Consider the following 20,656-nt stretch of genomic DNA (forward strand, 5'->3'; position numbering starts at 1 on the left):
TTCCCCGAGCGCGGCCCCCGCCGCCTCCATTCCCCCCGCCGAGCGTCAGATGCCGCCCGGCCTGGACGCCGCGGTGATGGATCCGTCGGCGAACCCCTGTGACGACTTCTACGCCTACGCCTGTGGCGGCTGGCTGAAGACCACGGAGATCCCCGCCGAGCGCGCGCGCTGGAGCCGGGGCTTCGAGACCGTGGCCGAGCGCAACCAGACGGTGCTGCGCGACATCCTCACCCGCGCCGCGGAGGGCAAGGGCGACGCTTCGCCGGACGACAAGCTGCTGGGCGCGTACTACGGCGCCTGCATGGACGAGGCGCAGCTGGAGAAGTCGCTGCCCGCCCTGCGCACGCACCTGACGAGGCTCTCCACGCTGAAGAGCCCGCGGGACGTGGCGTCGGCGGTGGCGTGGCTGCACGCGCGCGACGTGAACGCGCTGTTCCGGGTGGGGTCGGATCAGGACCAGAAGGACTCCACGCAGGTCATCGCGGTGGTGGACTCGGGCGGCCTGGGCCTGCCGGACCGGGACTACTACCTGAAGCCCGACGTGAAGATGCGCGAGGCCCGCGCCGCCTATCAGGCGCACGTGCAGAAGGTCTTCGAGCTGTTGGGGGACGCGCCCTTCGTGGCCAGCCGCAAGGCCACGGGCATCCTCGCCATCGAGACGCGGCTCGCCACGGCGTCGCTGCCCAAGGAGGAGCGCCGGGAGCCGGAGAAGGTGTACCACCGGCTGGAGCGCCAGGGCCTGAAGCAGCTGGCGCCCGCGTTCCAGTGGGACACGTACTTCGCGCAGGTGGGGCTGCCCGCGGGCGAAGCGCTCAACGTGACGCAGCCGAAGTACTTCTCGGAGGTGTCCGCGCTGGTGCGCCAGCAGCGGCCTTCCGACATGGGCCCGTACCTGTCCTACCACCTGGTGAGGAGCGTGGAGCTGGCGCTGCCCAAGGCGGTGCGCGACGAGTTCTTCCGCTTCGAGTCCACGGTGCTCACCGGCGCGAAGGCGGACCTGGCGCGCTGGAAGAAGTGCGTGGAGGCCACCGACGAAGCGCTGCCGCACGCGCTGGCCCGGCCCTTCATCGCGAGCACCTTCGGCGCGGAGGGCAAGGCCACCACCCTGGACATGGTCCAGCAGATCGAGCAGTCCTTCGAGCGCAACCTGGACACGCTGAAGTGGATGGACGCGGAGACCAAGGCGCAGGCCCTGGCCAAGGTGCGGAAGATCACCAACAAGATCGGCTACCCGGACCAGTGGCGCCGCTATGACGGCCTGGAGATCAAGCGCGACGCGTTCCTGGACAGCACCCTGGCGGCGAGCGCGTTCGAGCAGGCGCGGCAGTTGCGCAAGGTGGGCCAGCCGGTGGACCCCACCGAGTGGTTCATGTCGCCGCCCACGGTGAACGCCTACTACAACGCGGCCACCAACGAGATTGTGTTCCCCGCGGGCATCCTCCAGCCGCCGTTCTTCAACCGGGACGCGGTCGCGCCGGTGAACTTCGGGGCCATGGGCATGGTGGTGGGCCACGAAATCACCCACGGCTTCGACGACGAGGGCCGCCAGTTCGACGCGGACGGCAACCTGCGCACGTGGTGGACCCCGGCGTCCGACAAGGCCTTCCGCGAGCGCGTGGCGTGCGTGCGCAATCAGTACGACGGCTACACGGCGGTGGACGAGGTGAAGGTGAACGGAAAACTCACCCTGGGGGAGAACGTGGCGGACCTGGGCGGCCTCAAGCTGGCGTACGCGGCGATGGAGGCCTACCTGGCGAAGCACCCGGACCAGGCGGCGAAGGCGGCGTCGTACCGCTTCACGCCCGGGCAGCAGTTCTTCCTCGCGCACGCGCAATCGTGGTGCTCGAAGATTCGTAATGAGGCTGCGAGGCAGCGGGCGATGACGGACTCACACTCGCCCGCGTTCCTGCGCGTCAACGGACCGGTGACGAACCTGCCGCAGTTCCAGCAGGCGTTCTCCTGTCAGGCGGGGACGAAGATGGTCGCCCCCGCTGCGAACCGTTGTGAGGTCTGGTAAGGGCTTCGGCCCTGTTACCGGGAGGACGGCATGGGAATCTGCTCGTGGCTGGTGTTGGGTGGTATCGCGGGTTGGCTGGCCAGCATCATCAAGGGCACCAATGCCCGGATGGGGATGTTCGCCAACATCGTCGCCGGCATCGTGGGTGCGATGCTGGGCGGCTGGGTGTTCAGCTTCTTCGGAGGCAGCGGCGTGACGGGCTTCAACCTGTACTCGCTGCTGGTGGCCACCGTGGGCGCCGTCATCCTGCTGTCCATCCTGCAACTCATCCGCAAATAGCCCGCGCCTAGAAGAGCGACAGCTGCGGGGAGGTGGACGGACGCGTCGGACGCCGGAAGGTGTCCGGCGCGTTTTCCGTGACGGAGGAGGCCCTCATGCCCACCTTGCGCGCCGACGTCGCGAAGAGCTGGTGGATGGTCTGCGCGTACAGGCCCTCGCCGCGCATGCGGTGCTTGAAGCGGCTGTCGGTGAGCTCCCCGCCGCGCGTCTCGCGGATGCGGTGCAGCACCCGGTCCGCGCGCAGGGGCAGCTTCGCGCGCAGGCGCTCCTCGAACACGGCCTGCACGGGGCCGGGCAGCCGCAGCAGCGTGTAGTGCGCCCGCGTGGCGCCGGCCTCGCGCGCGGAGGCGAGCACCCGCGCGATGTCCTCGTCGTTGAGTCCGGGGATGATGGGGGACACGGACACGGCCACGTCGATGCCGGCCTCCGCGAGCTTGCGGACGGTGCCCAGCCGCCGCTTCGGGGTGGCGACGAGGGGCTCCATGGCGCGCGCCAGCTCCTCGTTGTGGAAGGGCAGGCTGATGCTCACGGTGAGCTTGGTCTCACCGGCCAGTCGCTGGAGCACGTCCAGGTCGCGTTCAATCAGCACGCCCTTGGTGATGATGCCCACGGGGTTGCGGTACTCGGCGCAGACCTCCAGGCACCGGCGGGTGAGACGCAGCGAGGCCTCCAGGGGCTGGTAGCAGTCGGTGATGCCGCTGAAGACGACGGTTTCGCCCTTCCAGGACGGGCGCTCGAAGGCTTCGCGCAGCAGCTCCGGGGCCTGGGGTTTGACGACGAGGCGCGTCTCGAAGTCGGTGCCGGCGCCGAAGTCCAGGTACTGGTGCGTGGGCCGCGCGTAGCAGTAGGCGCACGCGTGGAGGCAGCCCCGGTACGGGTTGACGCTCCAGGAGAAGCACACGTCGGGGCTGTCGTTCTTCGACACCACCGAGCGGCTGTGGTCCTCGTAGACCTCCAGCCGCGCAGGGGGGATTTCGTCCAGGTACTCCACCGCGGTGCTCGCCCAGGGGTTGGGCGGATTGTCGACGGGACGTGGCTTCACCCGCCCACGCTGCGACTGAATGTGCGTTCAGTCAAGGCCGCCGTTGAGCCTGGAGGGCCTCACTTCCGCTGGCGCCCAATGAAAGTCAGCTCGCGAACACTGCCTGATTGGGTCCAAGTGCTTGCATGATCCAGTCTTTCTTGTTTGACGGTATTTACTGGTAGTGGTCTGCCATTCGTCCACGAATGCAGGTCCATCACAGGGAGCATCCATGTTTTCAAGGAGCGTTGTACTTGCGGCCGGATGCATTGCACTGGGTTTCGGATGTGGCGAGCCCCCCGATGACACGCAGGAGATCGTTGGCAATCTGGTCAATGCCGGGTTCCCGTCCGACGACATCATGGTCGTGGACGGGAAGGTCTACGTCGGGCGGGACGCCGAGGTGTCCCTGGCCGCCTCGCGCGAGATGCTCGCGGACGGTGCGACCACCGAGGAGCAGTACCGCACGACCAACCTCGTCAGCCCCTCCTTGACGAAGATCTGCATCAACGGCCCGGCGTTCACCGGCGTGTTCAGCACGGCGCTGGACCTGGCCATCCAGAACTTCGACGAGCTGCCGCTCACCTTCGCGATGGCGCGCGCGCCGAGCACCGGCTGCAGCTTCACCATCAATGCGGTCATCGACCCGAACCTGAACGGTGGCTCGGCCGGGTTCCCGGCGAACGGCAATCCGTATGGGCAGATCAACATCGGTGGCCAGCTCAGCCAGTACGGCGTTGACGTCATCGAGCATGTCATCACGCATGAGATTGGCCATACCGTCGGATTCCGCCACTCGGACTATTACAACCGCGCCATCAGCTGTGGCTCCGGCGGCGACGAGGGACAGGCCGGCGTCGGCGCGATCCACATTCCGGGTACGCCGACCACGGCGAACGTCGGTGGCTCGCTGATGAACTCCTGCTTCCGCTCGGTCGAGTCGGGCGAGTTCACCTCCAGCGACCTCACCGCGCTGGCCGCGCTGTACACGCCCTCCTCCGCCCCCGCCCTGGTCAGCGGCCTGGCCTCGAATCGCTGCGCGGATGTGACTGGAGGCAGCGCCGCTCAAGGAACGCCCCTCCAGCTCTGGGAGTGCAACGGCACCGCCGCGCAGCAGTGGACCCTGACCGCTCAAGGGGAACTGCGAAGCAGCCTGGCGCCCAATCTCTGCATGGACGTCTCCGGCGGCGATCCGACTCCAGGCACCCGTGTCCAGGTCTGGGAATGCAATGGTACGCCCGCCCAGCGATGGACGAAGGTCGGCGCCACGCTGCAGAGCGCTCTGGGGGCCAACCTCTGCCTGGACGTCTTCAATGCCGACACGACCCAGGGCACCCGGATCCAGATCTGGTCGTGCAACGGTTCAAACGCCCAGAATTGGTCCCAGCGATGAACGTGTAGCTCGGCGGGGGCTTGAGGGATTGTAAGCGTTCACGGGGGGCTCGCCTGAGGGGGCAGTGAGGCAGCGAACGGTGGGCCTCACCACGCCCTATGCCCTGGGCGGACGCGTCCGCACGCTGGGGACAGGAGAGACGGCCCGAACCTTCGCATCGAATGATGGGACGTGCGGGGCCTATCGCACGGTCTCCTGGCGGGTGCTCGAAGACGGTCGCACGGTCTTGTTCTTGAGCCGCCTTCGCCCGGACGACACCCGTGGCCGGGGGTCCTGAGGCATGTGTTTCATGTCGCAGGCATCATGAACGTCAACTTGCGACTGCCCTGCTGGTAGGTCATCCGCGTGCGTCCGGCTCCCGCGGGCTTTTGTGCGGTGGGTGGCCCCTGCCAGGTCTCGCCCCGCAGGATGTGGCTCAACGTGTCGAGCTCGGGCTCGACAGCCTTCGCCCTGGCAACGAGCATCAGCGCGGCTTCCACCGGAAAGTGGGCCCGGTGGGTCCGGTGCATGACGCCCAACGCCAGCCCGGCCAGCGCGGCGCCCGTCTCCGACGCAACGTTCGCGGAGGACTCTGCCGGGAAGAAACGAACGGCGTTCGGCTGAATCACCACCGCGCCGGGCTGCACATGGAGGCCGGACACGAGCCACGCCGAGCCTACCTGGAAGGCCGCGGTTGAAGTCGTCGCGGCAGGCGGTGTCCAGTGCTGGAGCAGGACCAGTCCACCCCAGAGCTGCTTGTACTTCCACAGCAGTGGCATCGAAATCTTCTGCGCGCCCCGCAGACGCACGCTCCTGAATCGCGTCCCGATGCTGATCTCCAACGTCCGCAGCGCCTCGCGGGGAACGATGACCGTCTTGCCCAGATTCGGCTTCCAGATGAGGCGGTGGCTCGTGAGCAGGAACTTTCCGGACCGTCCCCAGATGAACCAGACCGCCAACAGTGGAACCACCACGGTCGGCAGCAGCACCAAGGACAACATGACCGTGGCGAAATACGCCATGAACCACGGGCCCCCGGTCGCAAGCACCTGCTCGCCTTCCTCGGGTGGGAGGCTCTCGGCCCAGGCGGGCCAGCCGGGCGTTGGGGATGAAGGGATCATGGCGCGCACCGAAATGCACGCCTGCTGCGAAGTCAAGCCGACGCGGAGGTGACCGACCCATTGAGACGGCGCAGAACCTCCCATGGCAGGGTTCCCATCACGGTGCGCGCTGAACCTCTCGGCCCCCTTCCTCCACGCATGCTTACGGGTGGGCGGCGACCTGGCTGGCAATCCAGGTGGCCACGCCAGCGTCGGTCCTTTACGTGTTGGCGTTGACGGTCTCCATGTGGAAGGGCTGGGGGACCTTGATCCGGGACGCCTACCCACGGCTCAACGCGTGGTTCATCGCGGTGGGCATCACCCACTTCTATTGCTGCGACGTCAGTGTGGGGCTGGTCGCTGATCTCCCGCCGGGGACCGCGAGTGCCGTTCTCAACGACCTGACTGGAAAGACGCCGGGGAGGCTGTGCGCTTCGGCGCAAGGCCGCCCGGCCGCCGCTTTGCTCCTGGGCCCAGGGGACGAACGGGATAGGGTCGGTCGCTGGGCAACAGCAGCCCGTCGAAAGAGACCGCGTGGCCGGACACGACATTCGCATTGATGACGCTGCACTTCCTGGGACGACGCGTGCTCCGCATGCGGGCCTCACCCTGTTCGCGCTGGCGATGGGCGGCTTCGCCATCGGGACGACCGAGTTCGCGTCCATGGGCATCCTGCCCGCCTTCGCGGCGGGGCTGCACATCGACGAGCCGACCGCCGGACATGTCATCAGCGCCTATGCCCTGGGCGTCGTCATCGGAGCGCCGGTGCTGGCGGTGCTGGGCGCGCGGATGTCCCGGCGCATCCTGCTGATTGCCTTGATGGCCCTGTTCGCCGTCGCCAACGGGCTCAGCGCGCTGGCGCCGACCTATGGCTGGATGCTCGCCTTCCGCTTCCTGAGCGGGGTGCCGCACGGCGCCTACTTCGGGGTCGCGGCGCTGGTCGCGGCCTCCGTGGTGCCGCGAGCGCGTCGCAGCCAGGCCGTCTCGCGCGTGTTGCTGGGTTTGACCATCGCCACGGTGATGGGAGTTCCGTTCGCCAACACGCTCAGTTTGTTGCTCGGCTGGCGTTGGACCTTCGCCACCGTCGCGGTGCTGGCGGTGCTGACCATGGTCCTGGTCTTCGCCCTGGCTCCGAAGGATCCGCCCCATCCGGAAGCCAGCCCCCTGCGCGAGCTGGGCGCCCTCAAGCGTCGTCAGGTGTGGCTCACGCTGGGCATCGGGGCGGTTGGATTCGGAGGCATGTTCGCGGTCTATGCCTATCTGGCCTCCACGCTGCTCGCCGTGACGGGCGTCAGCGCGGAAGTCATCCCCGCGGTGCTGGGTGTCTTTGGCGTGGGGCTGACCGTGGGCAACCTGTTCGGGGGCTGGGCCGCGGATCGCTTCCAGATGCGCGCGGCGGGCGGCCTGCTGCTGTGGAGCGCGGCCTCGCTCGCGCTGTACCCGATGGCGACCGCGCACCTGTGGTCCATCACGCCCGTGGTCTTCCTGGTGGGCTGCGGAGGCGGACTCAGCTCGGTGTTGCAGACGCGGCTGATGGACGTGGCGGGTGAAGCGCAGACGCTGGCCGCCGCGCTGAACCACAGCGCCTTCAACGTCGCCAACGCGGTGGGGCCGTGGCTCGGAGGCATGGCCGTGGCGGCCGGACTGGGCTGGCCGTCCACGGGATGGGTGGGCTGCGCTCTGGCGCTGGGAGGCTTCGCCATCTGGCTGGTTGCGTCCGCGGACCCCCAGGGGAAGCCGGCGGAAGCACCGCAGGCGTGAGTGGAGGAGGGGCGCATGGCGCCCCGTCAGCGGCCCTCCATCCGTCTCGACGGGCTCACTTCCGTATCGCCCAATCCATTCCGTCAGGCCTTTGTGATGGGCCGGCGTGCAGGACACGAACGCACGGGCGCCGTCGGGTTCGATGAGGATATGGGCGGCGGCAACAGCAGATTCTCAAGCTCCAGCCACCAGGTCGATCACGTTGATTTCATGAAACCGCCCGCTCCCTGTATTTGAAACAGAGGCGGTCGTCCTGCTGGCATGGAGACGCCGTTGGGGCGTCAGAGCATGGGAGAGAAGGGCTTCTTGAGGGTCAACGTGAGGCCGACCTCCCGGCCATACGGGATGCGGCCCATCCGCTGCCCCCCGTCCTCGAACGGGACGCTGAAGCGGACGCCCACGGAGCCATAGATGAAGCCGAGGAAGGGCGCCAGGTGGAGTGACGTCGTGGCCTGATGGACCGCCGTCCCTGTCTCATGGGCCACGCCCGCCTCCAGGCCGAGGAACAGGAAGGTGCCCTGGACTCCGCCACACAACCGCACGTGGTCGCCGTCCATCCACTGTGCCTGTCCGAAGACGCCAACCGCGCCTGACTTGAAGGACTGCGAGCTGTTGTTGTGCATCGCCACGTTGAGCGTGGACTCCAGTCCCACGCCCCAGGCGGTGTCCTCCTGGCGGCGGCTCACACTCAGCAGCGGTCCCACCGTGAACCAGGGCTGCGGGGAGCCATCCTCCGGCGTGGCCGGGACGATCAGGGTGAGCAGGGCGAGCGCGTTCATCATTCCAGGATACGTGGGGGCCATCACAGCGCCATGGCTCCACTCCAGACACTGTCCGTGCTCGGTCCCTGGAGTGCGCCGGGGACCGGAGGGCCGGGAAACGCAGGCCGTGCTCGAACTCGGGTCCTCCGCGGCGAATGAACGTGTGCGGGCGGCGCGACGCCGGCCTCGCTTCGCTACCGGGAGATGACCCATGACATGCATGCATTGGCGTGTTGCCACCACGCAGCGGGAGATCGATGACGCGGCTCGCATCCGCTGGGCTGTCTTCGGCGGAGAGCTGGGATTGTTGTCCGGGCAGCCGTCGGCGTCACGGCGCGAGGTGACGTGCCTCGACACGCTCGACACCACGGTGCACGTGGTCGTCTATGCCGGCACCGAGCCCGTGGCGACGGTGCGGCTGTTGCTGCCCAACCCGGAGATGGCGGCCAGCGTGGGCGGGACGGTGGGCATCGACATGGAGCAGCGGGTGGACCTCTCCGGGGTGATCCGGCCGGAGATGGTGATCGCGGAGCCCTCGCGCTTCTGCGTGCTGGAGCCGTGGCGGCGCTCCGAGGCCGTCACGTGGCTGCAGGCGGGCATGTACGTGGAGAGCCGGCGGCGCGGGGTGACGCATTGGATCGCGTCCGCGAACCTGGACACGGACTCGCGCGAGGACGCGCTGCTGTCGTGGCAGGTGGCGGCCTCCCGGGGATGGCTGAGTCCGCGCTGGCGGGTGGAGGTGCCCGACCCGTGGCAGGCCCCGGCGCAGCCCCGCAGTCCCTTCTACACGCCGGAGGAGCGGGCCAAGGCGGAGCAGGGGACGTTGGACGGGCTGCGGCTGCCCAGGGCGCCCTCGCTCTTCGCCAGGTCGCTGGGGGCGCGCTTCATCGCGGAGCCGCTCTTCGACACGTACTTCCAGTGGTTCACGCTGCCGCTCATCATCACGCTCGATGAGGTTCCGGCGGACTCCGTCGCGCGCTTCCTCGCGCTGGAGAACGGCGCGACCTGTTCCCTCAGACGGGCTTGTTGAGGCGGGCGGCCTGGTAGAGGAGCTCCGCGCGGTTGTCGATGCCCAGCTTGTCGCGGATGTTTCGCACGTGGGTATCCACGGTATGGACCTTGATGCCGAGCTCACCGGCGATCTGCTCGTGGGTCCAGTTGCGGAGCAGGTACTTCGCGGTCTCGGCCTCGCGAAGGGTGAGCTTGCTCCTCATGTCCACGGGGAGCGGGATGGACATGGGGATCTCGTTCATCAGGAGGGCCCATTTCCGCGGGCCGTCGCTGGCAGGCAGCTCGATGAACCGGACCGTGCGGTAGCCGTCCGCCTGGAGGGAGACCCAGACGTTCTTCTCGAGCCGCGAATCCGCGTCCATGCCCATCAGGGCATCCAACCGCTCCTTGAGAGGGAGGGGGAGTCCAGAGGAATGGAAATCAGAGGGCGCGAACCACCGCTCCAGGAGGACGTCAGCGTGCTTGGAGCGCCTCACCTTGCGAGAGGAGGGCTCCACGATGAGATACGCGGTGTCGGTGCGGTCGTGGAGCTCTTCGAGGAGGAGGGCGCCGGTGTTCAGGGCCTGGACGTCACTGCAGTTGCGCACCGCGTTCACCAGGTGCGGAGTGAGGCTGGAGAGGACGGCGGCGCACTGGGGGGAGTAGGAGCGTCGCTGCGTCCGGTAGAGCGCGAGGGCGCCGAGGAAGTCGGGGCGGATGGGGAGGAGGACGGCCATGACGTGCTCCAGGCCCAGCCCCAGCTCCCGGCTGCGTTGGTAGAGCAGGCTGTGTTCATACTCCCGGCGGGGGAGCATCTCCTCATCGAGGATGACCTCGTTGGGCCGGGCGAAGATGGGGGCCCGGACGAAGTCATGGTCGGACACGCTGGCATAGTGTTCGAGCAGGGGGATGGGGTGGCCCGGGACCAGCCATTTGAAGTCGAGGACAGGCGTGGTCCGCATGAGGCACAAGGCCACGGAGTCGGACGGCGCCAGTTCGAGGAGGGGCGCTCGCGTGGCTTCGAGGACCTGGGGGAAGGACAGGGAGCTGTTGAGCGCCGAGATGACCCTGTCCCTGAGCATGAGCTCATGGGTCGTGAGATTCATTGAACCGGACATCCGCCCTCCCGTGGTTGGCCGCGCCACAGTCTTGCACGTGGCGACCTCTCATCCATAGGCACGGACTGAAACCCCGTCCCGCACTCTTGCGGGGGATTGACAGGGGAGGGCGGTTTGCGTCAGCAGGTGCCCGGGTCGAGCGGCGAAAGGGGGCAGGGGGGCGTTTGTCAGGGAGCAGGGCACTCGATATGACGCGGCGCCAATGATTCGCACACTGTTGCTGTCTGTCGCCCTGATGCCCACGGTTTCGCTCGCGACTCCTGTCGCCGAGGAGCCCCTCTCCGGCGCCGCCAGCGATATCCCCGCCGTCGAGGAGCCCCGGCCGGCGGACACGGCCGCGGAGGCCCCACGCGCCGACACGCCGCCCACGGAGGCCGTGACGCCGCCGGCTCCGGAGCGCCCGGTGCTCTCGTTCGTGGAGGCGAAGGAACAATACGAACTGCGGCACATCGGCTTCGACGACTACGTCGCGACGGCGGTGGGCCCCTGGATGGCAGGCAATGGCGGCCTGTCGATGAGTCCTCCGAAGACACTCGGCCGTTGGAGCATCCCCTACGAGGGGAAGCACAGGAGGCCGCTGGAGGGCGTGGGGTTCTACGAGAAGCTGGGCAGGGCGGACCTGGTGGAGGCGTACCAGTCCAACATGCGCAAGAAGACCGTCATCGGGGTCGCGGGCGGAGTGACGATGGTGGCGGGAATGGGCTTGATCCTCGGGGTGCTGGGGCCCAAGGACGAGGACTGCGACATCGCCCGGCCCGGCTTCAGCGCCTGCGTCCGGGGCAACCTGGATCGCGGCGACCAGCGGCTCACGCTGAGCCTGGTCGGCATGGGCGTCGGGTTGGTGGGCGTGGGCGTCATCGCCTATGGCGTGTTGCTCAACCCGCATCCCATCGAGCCCTACCAGGCGCGCGAGCTGGCGGATGGCTACAACCTGCGGCTCCAGGGGGAGCTGGGACTGTCGGAGGACCCCGCCCGCACGCCTCGGACGCGAAGGCTCCCGGGCTTCATCCAGGCGAGCCTGTCCCCCACCGTGGGCCCGGACGGAGGCGGCTTGCAGCTGAACGGCGTGTTCTGAGGACCGCGGGATGACCTTCGAGCGCAATCGCTCCCGGCCCGTGCTTCACCCCAGGAACGCCGCGATCTCGAACCATCCCCCATCGACGACCTCGACCGAGATCGTCCTCGTGATCAGGTTCACCCTCAGGCAGACGAAATCCGCGCCGTCTTGCCGTCGCAGGTTGGCGTAGAACACCAGCCCCCGCGCATCCCACCGCGGCGCCTCCCAGCGCGCCAGCCCCCGCTCCCCGATGGTGCCGCTGCGGACCACTTCCGGTCCCGGCTGATCCTCCGTGAGGTGGCGCAGGTCCCTCCTCGTGCGAATGACCCGCGCTTGGGTCGTCCGGTTCACCAGCTCCATCAGTTCCTCGAGGCCGGTGTCTGAATCCAGCTCCGCCCACGACTCTCTCAGGAACGCATTCAGCCCCTCGATGGTTCCCGGTGCCGGCACGAACGTCTCCCCCATGGCCAGCCACTCCGTGCCGCGGCCCCACGCCACCTTCATCCCGACCAACTCCGTCCAGCCCTTCGCTCCGATCTCCTCGAGCTTCGCGCGAAGGGCAGGCCCTGCTTCGTGGATGTCGTGCTCGTTCATCGCGGTGCTTCCTCCTCCATGAGGCGTATCAGCACCGGACCGATTCAAAAACGCCGCCTCGCCGGAAAACCGTCTGGTCGCGTCTGGGAGGGGTGGCATCGGGCCACCTGTGCCGGAGGCCTGTCTTCAGGGTGATGTGTCTGGACTTGTCGTTGAATACAGCCCTCACGTCCGAGTTGCCCATGACCCTCAAAGCCATCCACCGTCCTGTCCTCGTGTCGTCGCTGATCCTCTTCGCTGGCCTCGCCTGGGCCGGAGAGCCCCGGGGAAGCCCGGCCTCCGCTCGCGCGGTGATGACAGACACCTGCACCGACCTGCCGGTGGACCTCGCGCAGGCGGCCCAGGTCGCGAAGCTGCCCATCTCCACGGAGGAGATCGCCACGGCGACCGCGGGCTCATCCGCCCTCGCGGCCGCGCCCGCAGTGGGACTCGAAGAGGTCCCCGCCACCCGGTATGCCCAGGGCGTCGACGTCGGCTTCGTGTATGTGAACGTGCCGGACTCCGCTGTTCCCGCGGGCGTCTACCGCATCCCATGTCTCCGCCAAGGCGAGTGACATCCGGGTCGGGACCTACACGGGCAGCGCGGGCTTCTTCGACCTGTATGGGAATGAAGTGGTCCAGCTTCCCGTGATGTTCGACACGACCGCGCTGGAGGTCCCCACCCAGGTCCACCACGTCAGCAAGGCCAAGGTCAAAGTGGTCATCGGCCACTCGCACGTGGCCTTCACCGTGGCCGATGTCACCGCGTGCGGGCAGGTGGTCATCCAGTCGTTCTAGGGAGAGGCGGTGGGCACCCCGCGGCGCGCGCAGCCATCGCTTCCGCGGGCGGCGCCGCCCGGGGGCCCTCGATGATGACCTGGAGCCCCCGAGGCGCGTTCGCCGAGAACGTCAGGGTCAGCCCGGCCCGCCGGCACAGCTCGCGAACGATGGCCACGCCCAGGCCGCTGCCGCGAGGGTCCCGGTGTCGGGCCTCGGGAGCGCGGAACAGCCGCTCGCCCAGGCGGCCCAGGCCCTCGGGGGGAAGCCCCGGTCCGTCATCGAGCACCGTGAGGCGGAACCGCTCCGTCCCCACCGGCTCCAGCAGCGCCACCACGTGTCCGCCCGGGTCGCCATGGGTGATGGCGTTGTGGACCAGGTTGCCCACCGCCTGTTCCAGCATCGTCGGGTGACAGCGAACCCAGAGCTCCGCATCGGGGTGCGAGGACTCCACGGACAGCGCCTTGCGGCGGGCCAGCAGCCCCAGCCTCCGCACCACGCGCTCCACGATCATCCCCAGCTCCGCGCGAGGCTCCCCCTCCAGCGGATCCACGTCCTCACCGAGCTGGCAGGCCAGGCGCAGGTTGTCCACCAGCGCCGTGAGGTACACGGTGTCCTCGATGCCTCGCACCAGCAGCTCCGGCAGGGCCTGCGAGGGCGCCGTCGTGGCCAGCTCCAGCGCGAGCTGCAGGGACGCGATGGGCGTCTTCAGGTCATGCGCCACGTTGGACAGGAAGCGCTCCAGCGCGTGCTTTTGTGCCTCGATGCGCGCCGCGTCCGACAGCACGCGCGCATGCGTGGCATCCAGCCCGCGGGACAGGTCGCCCAGCTCGTCCGCGATCGTGTCGGCCGGGGACGCATAGCCCGGGCTGCCCAGCCCGCCCGCCGCGCCGTGCAGCCGCCGCAGCCGCCGCAGCAGCGGGGTGATGACCGCCGCCATGGAGAGCGCGGACGCCAGCGCCGTGAAGGCCACCGCCGCGAGCAGCATCCAGCGCAGCTCGCTCAGCCGGTTCGTCATCCGCGGCCACCGGTACTCCAGCAGGCTGCACGGTCCCGCGGCCGCCACCCGCGTCAGGAGCTTTCCTCCCCACGCGCTGCCGTCGAAGAGCGGGAAGTGGAGGGAGACGGGCTCCTGCTCTCCCTGGGCCATTCTCGCGACGAGCGCCGGGTCTGGCCCCGCGCCGGAGGTCCCGGCTCCGGGCGAGCCCAGCACCCGGGCCGCGTCGAAGGCCACCACCGTGAGTCCCGTGGGCGAGGTGTACGTCCAGCCGCCAGGCGCCGCGCGACACGCCTCGCCATGGGTCATGAGCATGGCCTCGGTGAAGAAGCGCGCGCTGAACCGCGTGGACTCCGCCACCACCTTCCGGACGGAGAAGTACGACGCCGCCAGCGTCGCCAGCACCCCCAGCAGCAGCGACGCGACGGTGGTGCGCCACGCCAGTCCGCTCCAGAGCTTCATGGGCCAGGCTCCGGGTCGAACCGGTAGCCGATGCCCCACGCCGTCCGCAGGTGCGCGCCCGCGGGGCCCAGCTTCTTGCGGATGCGCGCCACGTGCGAGTCCACCGTCCTTGCGTCCCGCTCCTCGTTGGGGGGCAGGGCCTGGTCGGCGATCTGCTCCCGCGTGAGGGCGCGGCCGGGGCGCTCGGCGAGGTAGAGGAGCATGTCCAGCTCGTTGCGCGTGAAGGCGACGGGGCCGGCACCCTCCCGGCTCACGGTGCGCGCATCCAGGTCGATGCTCACGTCCGCCCAGCGCAGCACGCGGCGGGCCTCCTCGTCCGGAAGGCGGAGCCTTGCCCGGATGCGGACGATGAGCTCCTCCAGCCAGAATGGCTTGGCCAGGTAGTCCACCGCGCCCAGGCCGAAGGAGCGCAGCCGGGCCTCCAGCTCCTGCCGCGCGGTGAGGACGATGACGGGAACCCGGAGCCGGTGTCTCCAGGCCTCGAGCAGCTCGAAGCCATCCGGCCCCGGGAGGTTCAGGTCCAGCACCACCAGGGCGGGGCGCTCCTTCTCCGCCAGCTCCAGCGCCTGCCGGCCGTCGGTGGCGAGCGACACCTGGAAGCCCGCGAGCTTCAGCCCGCGGACGAGCCCGGCGGCGATGGGCGGGTCGTCCTCCACGACCAGGATGGGACTGCGTGGGTCCATGGCGGACGACCTCCCGTGTGAAGCGGCGGGGCCCCACGATGGAGCGGGCCCCGCGGTGGAATCAACCGGTGCTCAGCTCGCGGCCCGCGCCGGGGCGGACGTCGTCACGGAGGTGACCTGGAAGCCCCCCTTCGACGTGCCCGGCGTCGGCAGGGTGTTGGTCACCTGGATGACCCCGGACGCCGCGCCCGGGGGCACCGTGAAGGTGAGCTGCGCGTCGCTCAGGACCTGGAAGTGCTTCAGGGACACGCCGCCCAGGCTCACGTCCGTCGCCCCGGTGAAGCCGGCGCCGTCCACCGTCACCCGCGTCCCGGGTGGGCCCGCCGTGGGCGAGAAGCCCTGGACCTCCGGTGGCGCGCTGCTCTCCACGTGGAAGTCCGTGGACGACGTGGTGACGGCGTCCTCCGTGGCCACCTGGACGTGCCCGCCCACCGCGCCCGAGGGCACCCAGGCCGTGAGCCCCGTGTCGCTCCGCACGGTGAAGCTGGCGGGCATGGCGGAGTCCCCGAAGCTCACGCGCCGCGTGTTCGTGAAGCCCTGGCCCTCGATGCGGACCTCGGTGCCGGCGGGGCCGCTCGTGGGCGTGAACCCCGTCACGCTCACGGGCACGGTGAAGGGGGCCTCCGACCCGCCCGTGCCCGCGCCGTTGGTGACGGACACGCTCCCCGTCATCGTGTCGTTGGCCACCACCGCGACGAGCTGCGTGTCGCTGTGCACCTCGTACCTGGCCGCCGGGACATCCCCGATGCGCACGCCCGTCGTCGCGGTGAAGCCGGAGCCGGTGAGGGTGACCTCCGTCCCCGCGCCGCCGGTGGCGGGCGTGAAGCCGGTGACGGTGGGCCGCGCGCCCGGCGCCACGGTGAACGTCACGGTGCTCCGGACCTGGCCTCCGGGCGTGGTGACGTGGACCGGCCCGGTGACCGCGCCGGGGGGCACGGTGACGACGAGCGAGTCTCCCTTCACGCTGATGGGGGCCTCCGCGGTGGACAGGTCGCCGAAGCGCACGGACGTCGCGTCCGTCAGGCCCGTGCCGCCGAGGGTGACCGCGTCGCCCGCCTTGCCGGACGCGGGCGTCACCGTCTTGAGGGCGGGCGGGGCCACGAAGTGGAAGGACTGGGTCGTCTTCTGGGTCCCCCGCGTGTTGGTGACGCTGATGAGGCCGCTCTGCGCCTTGGCGGGCACGTAGGCGGTGAGCGTCGTGTCGGAGTCCACCTCGAAGCCCGCCGCGTCCACGCCGTCGAAGCGCACGCGCGTCGTCCCGGTGAAGCCGGAGCCGGTGAGGGTGACGGCCGTGCCTCGGCCGCCGTTCGCGGGGCTGAAGGACGCAATCACAGGCACCGCGGTGCTCAGCACGGTGAAGGACTGCTCCGTCCGCGCGGTGCCGGCGGGCGTCTGCGCGCAGATGGGGCCGCTGGCCGTGCCACCCGGCGAGGTGACGGTGAGCTGCGTGTCGCTCACGGAGAGCAGGGGCACCTCCACGCCCGGCGCTCCCAGGTGGACCGCCGTGGTGCCGCCCAGGCCGGTGCCGTGAAGCGTGACGGTCGTGCCCGGCGCGCCCTGCGTGGGCGAGAAGTGGGTGAGCTGGGGCGGGGGCTGGAGCTGGAACGGCCGGGATGACGCCCCCGAGCCGCGGGTGTTGGTGATGCCGATGGGGCCGGACGTCGTCCTGGGCCCCACCGCCGCGACGAGCTGCGTGTCGCTCAGCACGGTGATGGAGGACGCCGGCGTCCCGTTGAAGGTGACCCCCTGGGTGCCCGTGAAGCCGGAGCCGGTGACGGTGACCTCGGTGCCCTCCAGGCCCGACGGAGGCTCGAACGTGCCGAGCGTGGGGGGCGCGCTGCTGACGGCGGTGAAGCCCGCCACGGTGGCCCTGCCGCTCGGCGTGACGACGGTGATGGGGCCGCTGACGGCGCCCGGTGGCACCCGGGCGGTGAGCTGGCCCTGGGACTTCGCGACGATGGGCGCGGGCAGGTCCTCGGAGAAGTACACGGCCGTGGTGGAGTCCAGGTCCTCCCCGCGCAGCGTCACCGTGGTGCCGGCCTCCGCGCTCGCCGGGCTGACGGACTGGAGGGTGGGGGCGGGGACGACGGAGAAGGACGCGCTCGACGTGGCGGTGCCCGCGGGCGTCATCACCTGGAGGGGGCCGCTCGTGGAGCCGTCCGCGACACGCGCCACGAGCTGCTGGTCGCTCCAGCACCGGACATACGACGCCAGGGTGTCCCCGAACTTCACGCCGCGCACCCCGGTGAAGCCCGAGCCCGTGACGGTGACCTGCGTGCCGGGGGCGCCGCCCTGGGGCGTAAAGCCGGTGATGACCGGGCCCTGCGAGGCGCTCCGGGACTGGGAGGGGCTCGAGGTGCCGCCGGACGGGGTGAACTGGCCATGCACCACCAGCCCCGTGACGAACGCGACGCCCTGGAGGGTGAAGTCCTGGAGGTCGGGCGGATCCTTGGGGAAGCCCTCGTCCTTCTGGAGTGCCTTGAGGGCCGCCGACTGCGCCTTGGACGCCACGCTCAGGTAGATGGCGGCGATGATGCCGGCCAGGATGGCCGCGAGCGAGAAGCCAGAGCTCAACGCCTGGAGGGTTTGCACGGCCGGGTCATCCGGGTTCGGCGTGATGCTCACCTTCGGGTCGAGGATGTCGTGGTAGAGGCCCGGCCTGCCTTCTTTGTCGTCCTTGACCGTCAGGGTGTAGATGCCCGAGGTCTTGATGACCATGTGACTCGCGGTGCCCCTGAGCGAGAACGAGACGCCCTTGGCGGGGGTGAGGGACATCGTCAGGGCCGTCAGGTGGAAGTGCTTGCCCTGCAGCGTCGTCGCGTCCACCGGCTTCACGAGTGAGAGCACGGGTGGGGTGCCCGCGACGCGCAGGTCCGAGGCGGGGATGTTCAGGGTGGTGGCGACCTGGGGGAGCATCAGGTTCAGCAGGAAGTCGTCATCGAGCGACAGCGTCGTGTTCTGGGTCGCGGAGGTGGCGAGGTTGGCGTCGGGCGCGATGGTCTTGGGTGCGGGCCACCGGGGCGGCGGGGTGTTGCGGCCCATGGCCAGCAGCACGAGGCCCGTGTCTGGGCTGTGGGTCAGCGTGAAGACGCCCGTCGTCGGCATGGAGTCGGAGGGCTCCATGGTGGAGAGCGGCTTCGCGGCCACGGTCATGCCCATCAGCAACGCGCGCACGGCGCCCGCGATTCGCGACGCGCTGTCGGAGGGGGGCGTCACGGAGACGGTGAACGTGTGCTCCGGGTCGAAGAACCAGAGGTAGGACTGGGCCTGCTGGTCCTCGAGCGGGGCGTCCTTCGCGGTGGAGGAGACGGTGGCCGCGCCGCCCTGGAGGCTGCCCGTGTGGTTGTCGCGGAGGTTGGTGACGGTGCCACCGGAGAAGGTCCAGTCCCCGACGAGGCCGGCGCTCTTCGGGTCGACCTGGACGTTCATCGCCATCTGGAGGTCCGGGGTGGCGCGGGCGACGTCCCAGATGCGGATCCGCGCGAGGTTCCCGTCGAGGCCCGCGCCGAGCATCAGGTCCGGGCCGGAGGCCCTCAGTCCGGAGGGCAGGGGCGCCGTGCCCTTGGGCTGGCCATCGACGACGAAGGTGAGGGTGCCCTTGTTCGCGGACACGGCCACATGGTGCCAGCGGCCGTCATCCAGCGAGGCATTGCTCAGGCTGGCCGAGGCATAGCGTCCGCTGCCCCAGGCGAGCACGAGGCAGTCATCCTCCAGGCCCAGCGACACGCCCGCGCTGGCGAGGGACAAGAGGGTCTGCGGGCCGCCGGTGCTCATCCGCAGCCACGTCTCCAGGGTGAGCGAGTCGCCGCTGAGCTGCCAGGTGCCACCGGGGCTCGCGCCACAGCCCGGCGCACCGGTGGTGGACAGGTACCCGTCCGGGTAGACGCAGCCCATGCCGAGGCAGGCCAGCGTCACGGCGATGGCGACGGTGCCGTCGGTGGACTGGCCACCCTGGGTGACGGTGTCGGGCACGTTGAGGACCAGCGTGCCCGCCGCCGGGTCGAACGCGCACGTCGTCTCCGACAGGCGCAGCGTCAGCGTGGTGTCCTTGTCCAGCCGCTGGGTGATGTCCGGCTGGTTCCCGAAGATGCGGCTGATGCCCGTCGAAATCAGCGTCGGGTCGCAGGCGACCGCGAGGTTCCACCCCTGATTCACATCCGACATGACTGCCTCCCCCCTCCAGGCGCCCCAAGCGCCTCGTCAAGGTGGGAAGAAGATGCCGGCAGGTTGTGGAGGAAGTGTGGAGCCGGTGGACGAAGGCCGGGAGTCCTGGGCACTCCGAATGGGCAGTCCGATTACAGCAGGCCGTCCAGCCAGGTGAGCTGCGCGTCAATCGTCTCCGAGACGACGAGCGGCTGATCCGACGTGCTCGGGTCGGTGTACGGGTTGCCAATCTCCTTGTGCTGCCACTTCACCCAGGTCTGCTTGTACCAACCCCAGTCCAGGTTCGTGCCCGTCGAGGGAGGCGTGGCGCCGGAGTACGCGGAGAAGGCGCGGATGCCGGTGGCCGGCGCCACCTCCTGTCCTCCCACCACCTGGTACAGGTGCAGCCGAGCGCGGCGGGGGAACTGGGCGGACAGGTCGGTGGCCCAGGCGCCATAGAACGTGCCCCAGGGGCGCACGGGGTTGTTCACCTTGGTGTCGAACGTGCCCAGTTCGCCCTGGCTGTTCCTGCACACGCCATCGAACGACGACACATAGATGTCGATGCCATCCAGCGCCGTGTTGGCGCGGAGCGCCTGGGCCATGCGCATCACCAGACATCCGCCGCGTGAGCTGCCCGCCAGGTAGATGGACCGCGTTTCGGGCCGGACCTGGGCTTGGAGCCACTGGGCGAATCCGTTGACGATGCGCTGCTTCGTGTCGCTGTCGAACAGGTGGTCGAAGTTGTTGTCATTGACCACGGACAGGTGTGTCTTGCCCGGAGGAAACCAGCCCAGGGCCTGGAGCTTCATGGCCAGGGAGCGTCCATCCAGGAGCACATTGGGGCAGGAGACACCGTCACAGGCCGCGTCCCAGTTGGAGGACTGGCCCGTCACGCCGCTGGAGTGGCCGCTGCTGGAGATCTTCTGCCCGGCCGTCATGAAGACGATGGCCTCGCGCACGCTCGGGGCCTCCACCTGGGCGATGCGGATGGCGTGGAGCGTGCTGTCGGAGGCGCCGGCCGCGCGGAACTGCTCGAAGCCCGGTGCCGCCTGGTAGTTGCCGGAGGCGTCCTTGTAGACGACCCGCCGCGACACCACCGTGCGGCTGCTCCCGTTGGGATGGGACAGGGCCTGGGATTGTGAGTCCAGGGACGCCTCGGGCTCCCCCGGTAACAAGGCCTCGGGCTCTGGCGGAGCACAGCCCGTGAGGGTGCCCCCCAGTGCGAGGGCGAGGCCCGCCCAGAGGGTGATGCGACGAGGGAAACCCGCGATGTGGACCATGGACGGCTCCTGGAGTGTGGAGGGGCTGCGCGGAGCGCAGCGGAGCCCATGTCAGGTCGGATCCTGGCCTTTCGCGAGTTGTCCGACGCCGAAAGGCGGTCCAAGGCCCGCAAAGACGAAGGCCGGTAGTCCCGAGTTTCCTCAAGAACTACCGGCCTTTATGAGTGAGCGGCGGAAGGGATTCGAACCCTCGACCCCGAGCTTGGGAAGCTCGTGCTCTACCAACTGAGCTACCACCGCAGGCGAAGCGAGGCCCAAAGTA

Annotated in this window: 18 protein-coding genes and 1 tRNA gene; 9 read left to right on the forward strand and 10 right to left on the reverse strand. The window is 69.4% G+C overall.

Going from position 1 to position 20,656, the window contains the following annotated elements; translation table 11 throughout:
- Together D7Y13_RS13505 and D7Y13_RS13510 are read left to right on the forward strand one after the other, a co-directional pair.
- Window positions 1-2,017, forward strand: a 2,017-nt coding sequence (locus tag D7Y13_RS13505) for a M13 family metallopeptidase (protein ID WP_147452442.1), incomplete at its 5' end; no start/stop codon positions are given.
- Between the two features lie 30 nt (window positions 2,018-2,047).
- The gene (locus D7Y13_RS13510; RefSeq protein ID WP_120534017.1) at window positions 2,048-2,296 is read left to right on the forward strand and encodes a GlsB/YeaQ/YmgE family stress response membrane protein; all 249 of its coding nucleotides are present in this window, start codon (window positions 2,048-2,050) and stop codon (window positions 2,294-2,296) included.
- 7 nt (window positions 2,297-2,303) lie between these two features.
- Here the strand turns inward: D7Y13_RS13510 and D7Y13_RS13515 are convergent, their stop codons facing one another.
- The gene (locus tag D7Y13_RS13515) at window positions 2,304-3,338 is read right to left on the reverse strand and encodes a PA0069 family radical SAM protein (protein ID WP_120534016.1); all 1,035 of its coding nucleotides are present in this window, start codon (window positions 3,336-3,338) and stop codon (window positions 2,304-2,306) included.
- Between the two features lie 211 nt (window positions 3,339-3,549).
- Here D7Y13_RS13515 and D7Y13_RS13520 point away from each other — a divergent pair, with 211 nt between their 5' ends.
- Window positions 3,550-4,710, forward strand: a complete 1,161-nt coding sequence (locus D7Y13_RS13520) for a zinc-dependent metalloprotease (protein WP_120584183.1) — start codon at window positions 3,550-3,552, stop codon at window positions 4,708-4,710.
- Window positions 4,711-4,997: 287 nt separating this feature from the next.
- On the opposite strand, the gene D7Y13_RS13525 is transcribed toward D7Y13_RS13520, so the two are convergent.
- A complete protein-coding gene (locus tag D7Y13_RS13525; protein ID WP_147444342.1) occupies window positions 4,998-5,819 on the reverse strand; it encodes a hypothetical protein in 822 nt (273 codons plus the stop codon).
- 504 nt (window positions 5,820-6,323) lie between these two features.
- Here D7Y13_RS13525 and D7Y13_RS13530 point away from each other — a divergent pair.
- Both D7Y13_RS13530 and D7Y13_RS45195 read left to right on the forward strand, forming a co-directional pair.
- Window positions 6,324-7,550 carry an MFS transporter gene (locus D7Y13_RS13530; protein WP_199732812.1) on the forward strand — a complete coding sequence of 409 codons (1,227 nt, stop codon included), beginning with the start codon at window positions 6,324-6,326 and terminating at the stop codon, window positions 7,548-7,550.
- A 15-nt stretch (window positions 7,551-7,565) separates the two neighbouring features.
- Window positions 7,566-7,787, forward strand: a complete 222-nt coding sequence (locus D7Y13_RS45195; protein ID WP_147446588.1) for a hypothetical protein — start codon at window positions 7,566-7,568, stop codon at window positions 7,785-7,787.
- Window positions 7,788-7,831: 44 nt separating this feature from the next.
- Here D7Y13_RS45195 and D7Y13_RS13535 read toward each other — a convergent pair whose 3' ends face one another.
- A complete protein-coding gene (locus D7Y13_RS13535) occupies window positions 7,832-8,353 on the reverse strand; it encodes a hypothetical protein (protein ID WP_147444341.1) in 522 nt (173 codons plus the stop codon).
- Window positions 8,354-8,522: 169 nt separating this feature from the next.
- Between D7Y13_RS13535 and D7Y13_RS13540 the strand changes: the two genes are divergently transcribed.
- A complete protein-coding gene (locus tag D7Y13_RS13540; RefSeq protein WP_120584182.1) occupies window positions 8,523-9,341 on the forward strand; it encodes a GNAT family N-acyltransferase in 819 nt (272 codons plus the stop codon).
- Here D7Y13_RS13540 and D7Y13_RS13545 read toward each other — a convergent pair.
- Window positions 9,325-10,383 carry a response regulator transcription factor gene (locus tag D7Y13_RS13545; protein ID WP_233595637.1) on the reverse strand — a complete coding sequence of 353 codons (1,059 nt, stop codon included), beginning with the start codon at window positions 10,381-10,383 and terminating at the stop codon, window positions 9,325-9,327. The two genes, D7Y13_RS13540 and D7Y13_RS13545, sit on opposite strands and share 17 nt — an antisense overlap.
- A 238-nt stretch (window positions 10,384-10,621) precedes the next feature.
- On the opposite strand from D7Y13_RS13545, the gene D7Y13_RS13550 reads away from it, so the two are divergent.
- Complete coding sequence (locus D7Y13_RS13550; protein ID WP_147444340.1) at window positions 10,622-11,494, forward strand: hypothetical protein; 873 nt, start codon at window positions 10,622-10,624, stop codon at window positions 11,492-11,494.
- 45 nt (window positions 11,495-11,539) lie between these two features.
- Here D7Y13_RS13550 and D7Y13_RS13555 read toward each other — a convergent pair whose 3' ends face one another.
- A complete protein-coding gene (locus D7Y13_RS13555; protein WP_233595636.1) occupies window positions 11,540-12,070 on the reverse strand; it encodes a hypothetical protein in 531 nt (176 codons plus the stop codon).
- A 182-nt stretch (window positions 12,071-12,252) separates the two neighbouring features.
- Between D7Y13_RS13555 and D7Y13_RS45700 the strand changes: the two genes are divergently transcribed.
- Window positions 12,253-12,624 carry a hypothetical protein gene (locus D7Y13_RS45700; protein ID WP_158620398.1) on the forward strand — a complete coding sequence of 124 codons (372 nt, stop codon included), beginning with the start codon at window positions 12,253-12,255 and terminating at the stop codon, window positions 12,622-12,624.
- A gap of 58 nt (window positions 12,625-12,682) precedes the next feature.
- On the forward strand, window positions 12,683-12,847 hold the full coding sequence (locus D7Y13_RS45705) for a hypothetical protein (RefSeq protein ID WP_158620397.1): 165 nt from the start codon (window positions 12,683-12,685) through the stop codon (window positions 12,845-12,847).
- On the opposite strand, the gene D7Y13_RS13565 is transcribed toward D7Y13_RS45705, so the two are convergent.
- From D7Y13_RS13565 to D7Y13_RS13585, 5 genes are all read right to left on the reverse strand, one after another.
- Window positions 12,831-14,285: a sensor histidine kinase gene (locus D7Y13_RS13565; protein ID WP_120534008.1), complete on the reverse strand. Its 1,455-nt coding sequence runs from the start codon at window positions 14,283-14,285 to the stop codon at window positions 12,831-12,833. The two genes, D7Y13_RS45705 and D7Y13_RS13565, sit on opposite strands and share 17 nt — an antisense overlap.
- Window positions 14,282-14,968: a response regulator transcription factor gene (locus D7Y13_RS13570; protein ID WP_120584180.1), complete on the reverse strand. Its 687-nt coding sequence runs from the start codon at window positions 14,966-14,968 to the stop codon at window positions 14,282-14,284. Before D7Y13_RS13570 ends, D7Y13_RS13565 begins: the two co-directional genes overlap by 4 nt.
- 72 nt (window positions 14,969-15,040) lie before the next feature.
- The gene (locus tag D7Y13_RS13575) at window positions 15,041-19,132 is read right to left on the reverse strand and encodes an IPT/TIG domain-containing protein (protein WP_120584179.1); all 4,092 of its coding nucleotides are present in this window, start codon (window positions 19,130-19,132) and stop codon (window positions 15,041-15,043) included.
- A gap of 131 nt (window positions 19,133-19,263) precedes the next feature.
- Window positions 19,264-20,394, reverse strand: coding sequence for a hypothetical protein (locus D7Y13_RS13580; protein ID WP_120584178.1), 1,131 nt, complete (start codon window positions 20,392-20,394; stop codon window positions 19,264-19,266).
- A 167-nt stretch (window positions 20,395-20,561) separates the two neighbouring features.
- Window positions 20,562-20,634: transfer RNA gene (locus D7Y13_RS13585), tRNA-Gly, on the reverse strand.
- Between the last annotated feature and the right edge of the window lie 22 nt (window positions 20,635-20,656).

Origin of the sequence: Corallococcus praedator, assembly GCF_003612125.1 — a bacterium.
GTDB classification, from domain to species: domain Bacteria; phylum Myxococcota; class Myxococcia; order Myxococcales; family Myxococcaceae; genus Corallococcus; species Corallococcus praedator.

Excerpts from the sequence above, each read along its gene's own strand:
- D7Y13_RS13540 (WP_120584182.1), top strand. The coding sequence starts at position 8,523 with ATGACATGCATGCATTGGCGTGTTGCCACCACGCAGCGGGAGATCGAT.
- D7Y13_RS13565 (WP_120534008.1), bottom strand. The coding sequence starts at position 14,285 with ATGAAGCTCTGGAGCGGACTGGCGTGGCGCACCACCGTCGCGTCGCTG.
- D7Y13_RS13520 (WP_120584183.1), top strand. The coding sequence starts at position 3,550 with ATGTTTTCAAGGAGCGTTGTACTTGCGGCCGGATGCATTGCACTGGGT.
- D7Y13_RS13570 (WP_120584180.1), bottom strand. The coding sequence starts at position 14,968 with ATGGACCCACGCAGTCCCATCCTGGTCGTGGAGGACGACCCGCCCATC.
- D7Y13_RS13580 (WP_120584178.1), bottom strand. The coding sequence starts at position 20,394 with ATGGTCCACATCGCGGGTTTCCCTCGTCGCATCACCCTCTGGGCGGGC.
- D7Y13_RS13510 (WP_120534017.1), top strand. The coding sequence starts at position 2,048 with ATGGGAATCTGCTCGTGGCTGGTGTTGGGTGGTATCGCGGGTTGGCTG.
- D7Y13_RS45700 (WP_158620398.1), top strand. The coding sequence starts at position 12,253 with ATGACCCTCAAAGCCATCCACCGTCCTGTCCTCGTGTCGTCGCTGATC.
- D7Y13_RS13535 (WP_147444341.1), bottom strand. The coding sequence starts at position 8,353 with ATGGCCCCCACGTATCCTGGAATGATGAACGCGCTCGCCCTGCTCACC.
- D7Y13_RS13575 (WP_120584179.1), bottom strand. The coding sequence starts at position 19,132 with ATGTCGGATGTGAATCAGGGGTGGAACCTCGCGGTCGCCTGCGACCCG.
- D7Y13_RS13550 (WP_147444340.1), top strand. The coding sequence starts at position 10,622 with ATGATTCGCACACTGTTGCTGTCTGTCGCCCTGATGCCCACGGTTTCG.
- D7Y13_RS13545 (WP_233595637.1), bottom strand. The coding sequence starts at position 10,383 with ATGCTCAGGGACAGGGTCATCTCGGCGCTCAACAGCTCCCTGTCCTTC.
- D7Y13_RS13555 (WP_233595636.1), bottom strand. The coding sequence starts at position 12,070 with ATGAACGAGCACGACATCCACGAAGCAGGGCCTGCCCTTCGCGCGAAG.
- D7Y13_RS45195 (WP_147446588.1), top strand. The coding sequence starts at position 7,566 with ATGGCGCCCCGTCAGCGGCCCTCCATCCGTCTCGACGGGCTCACTTCC.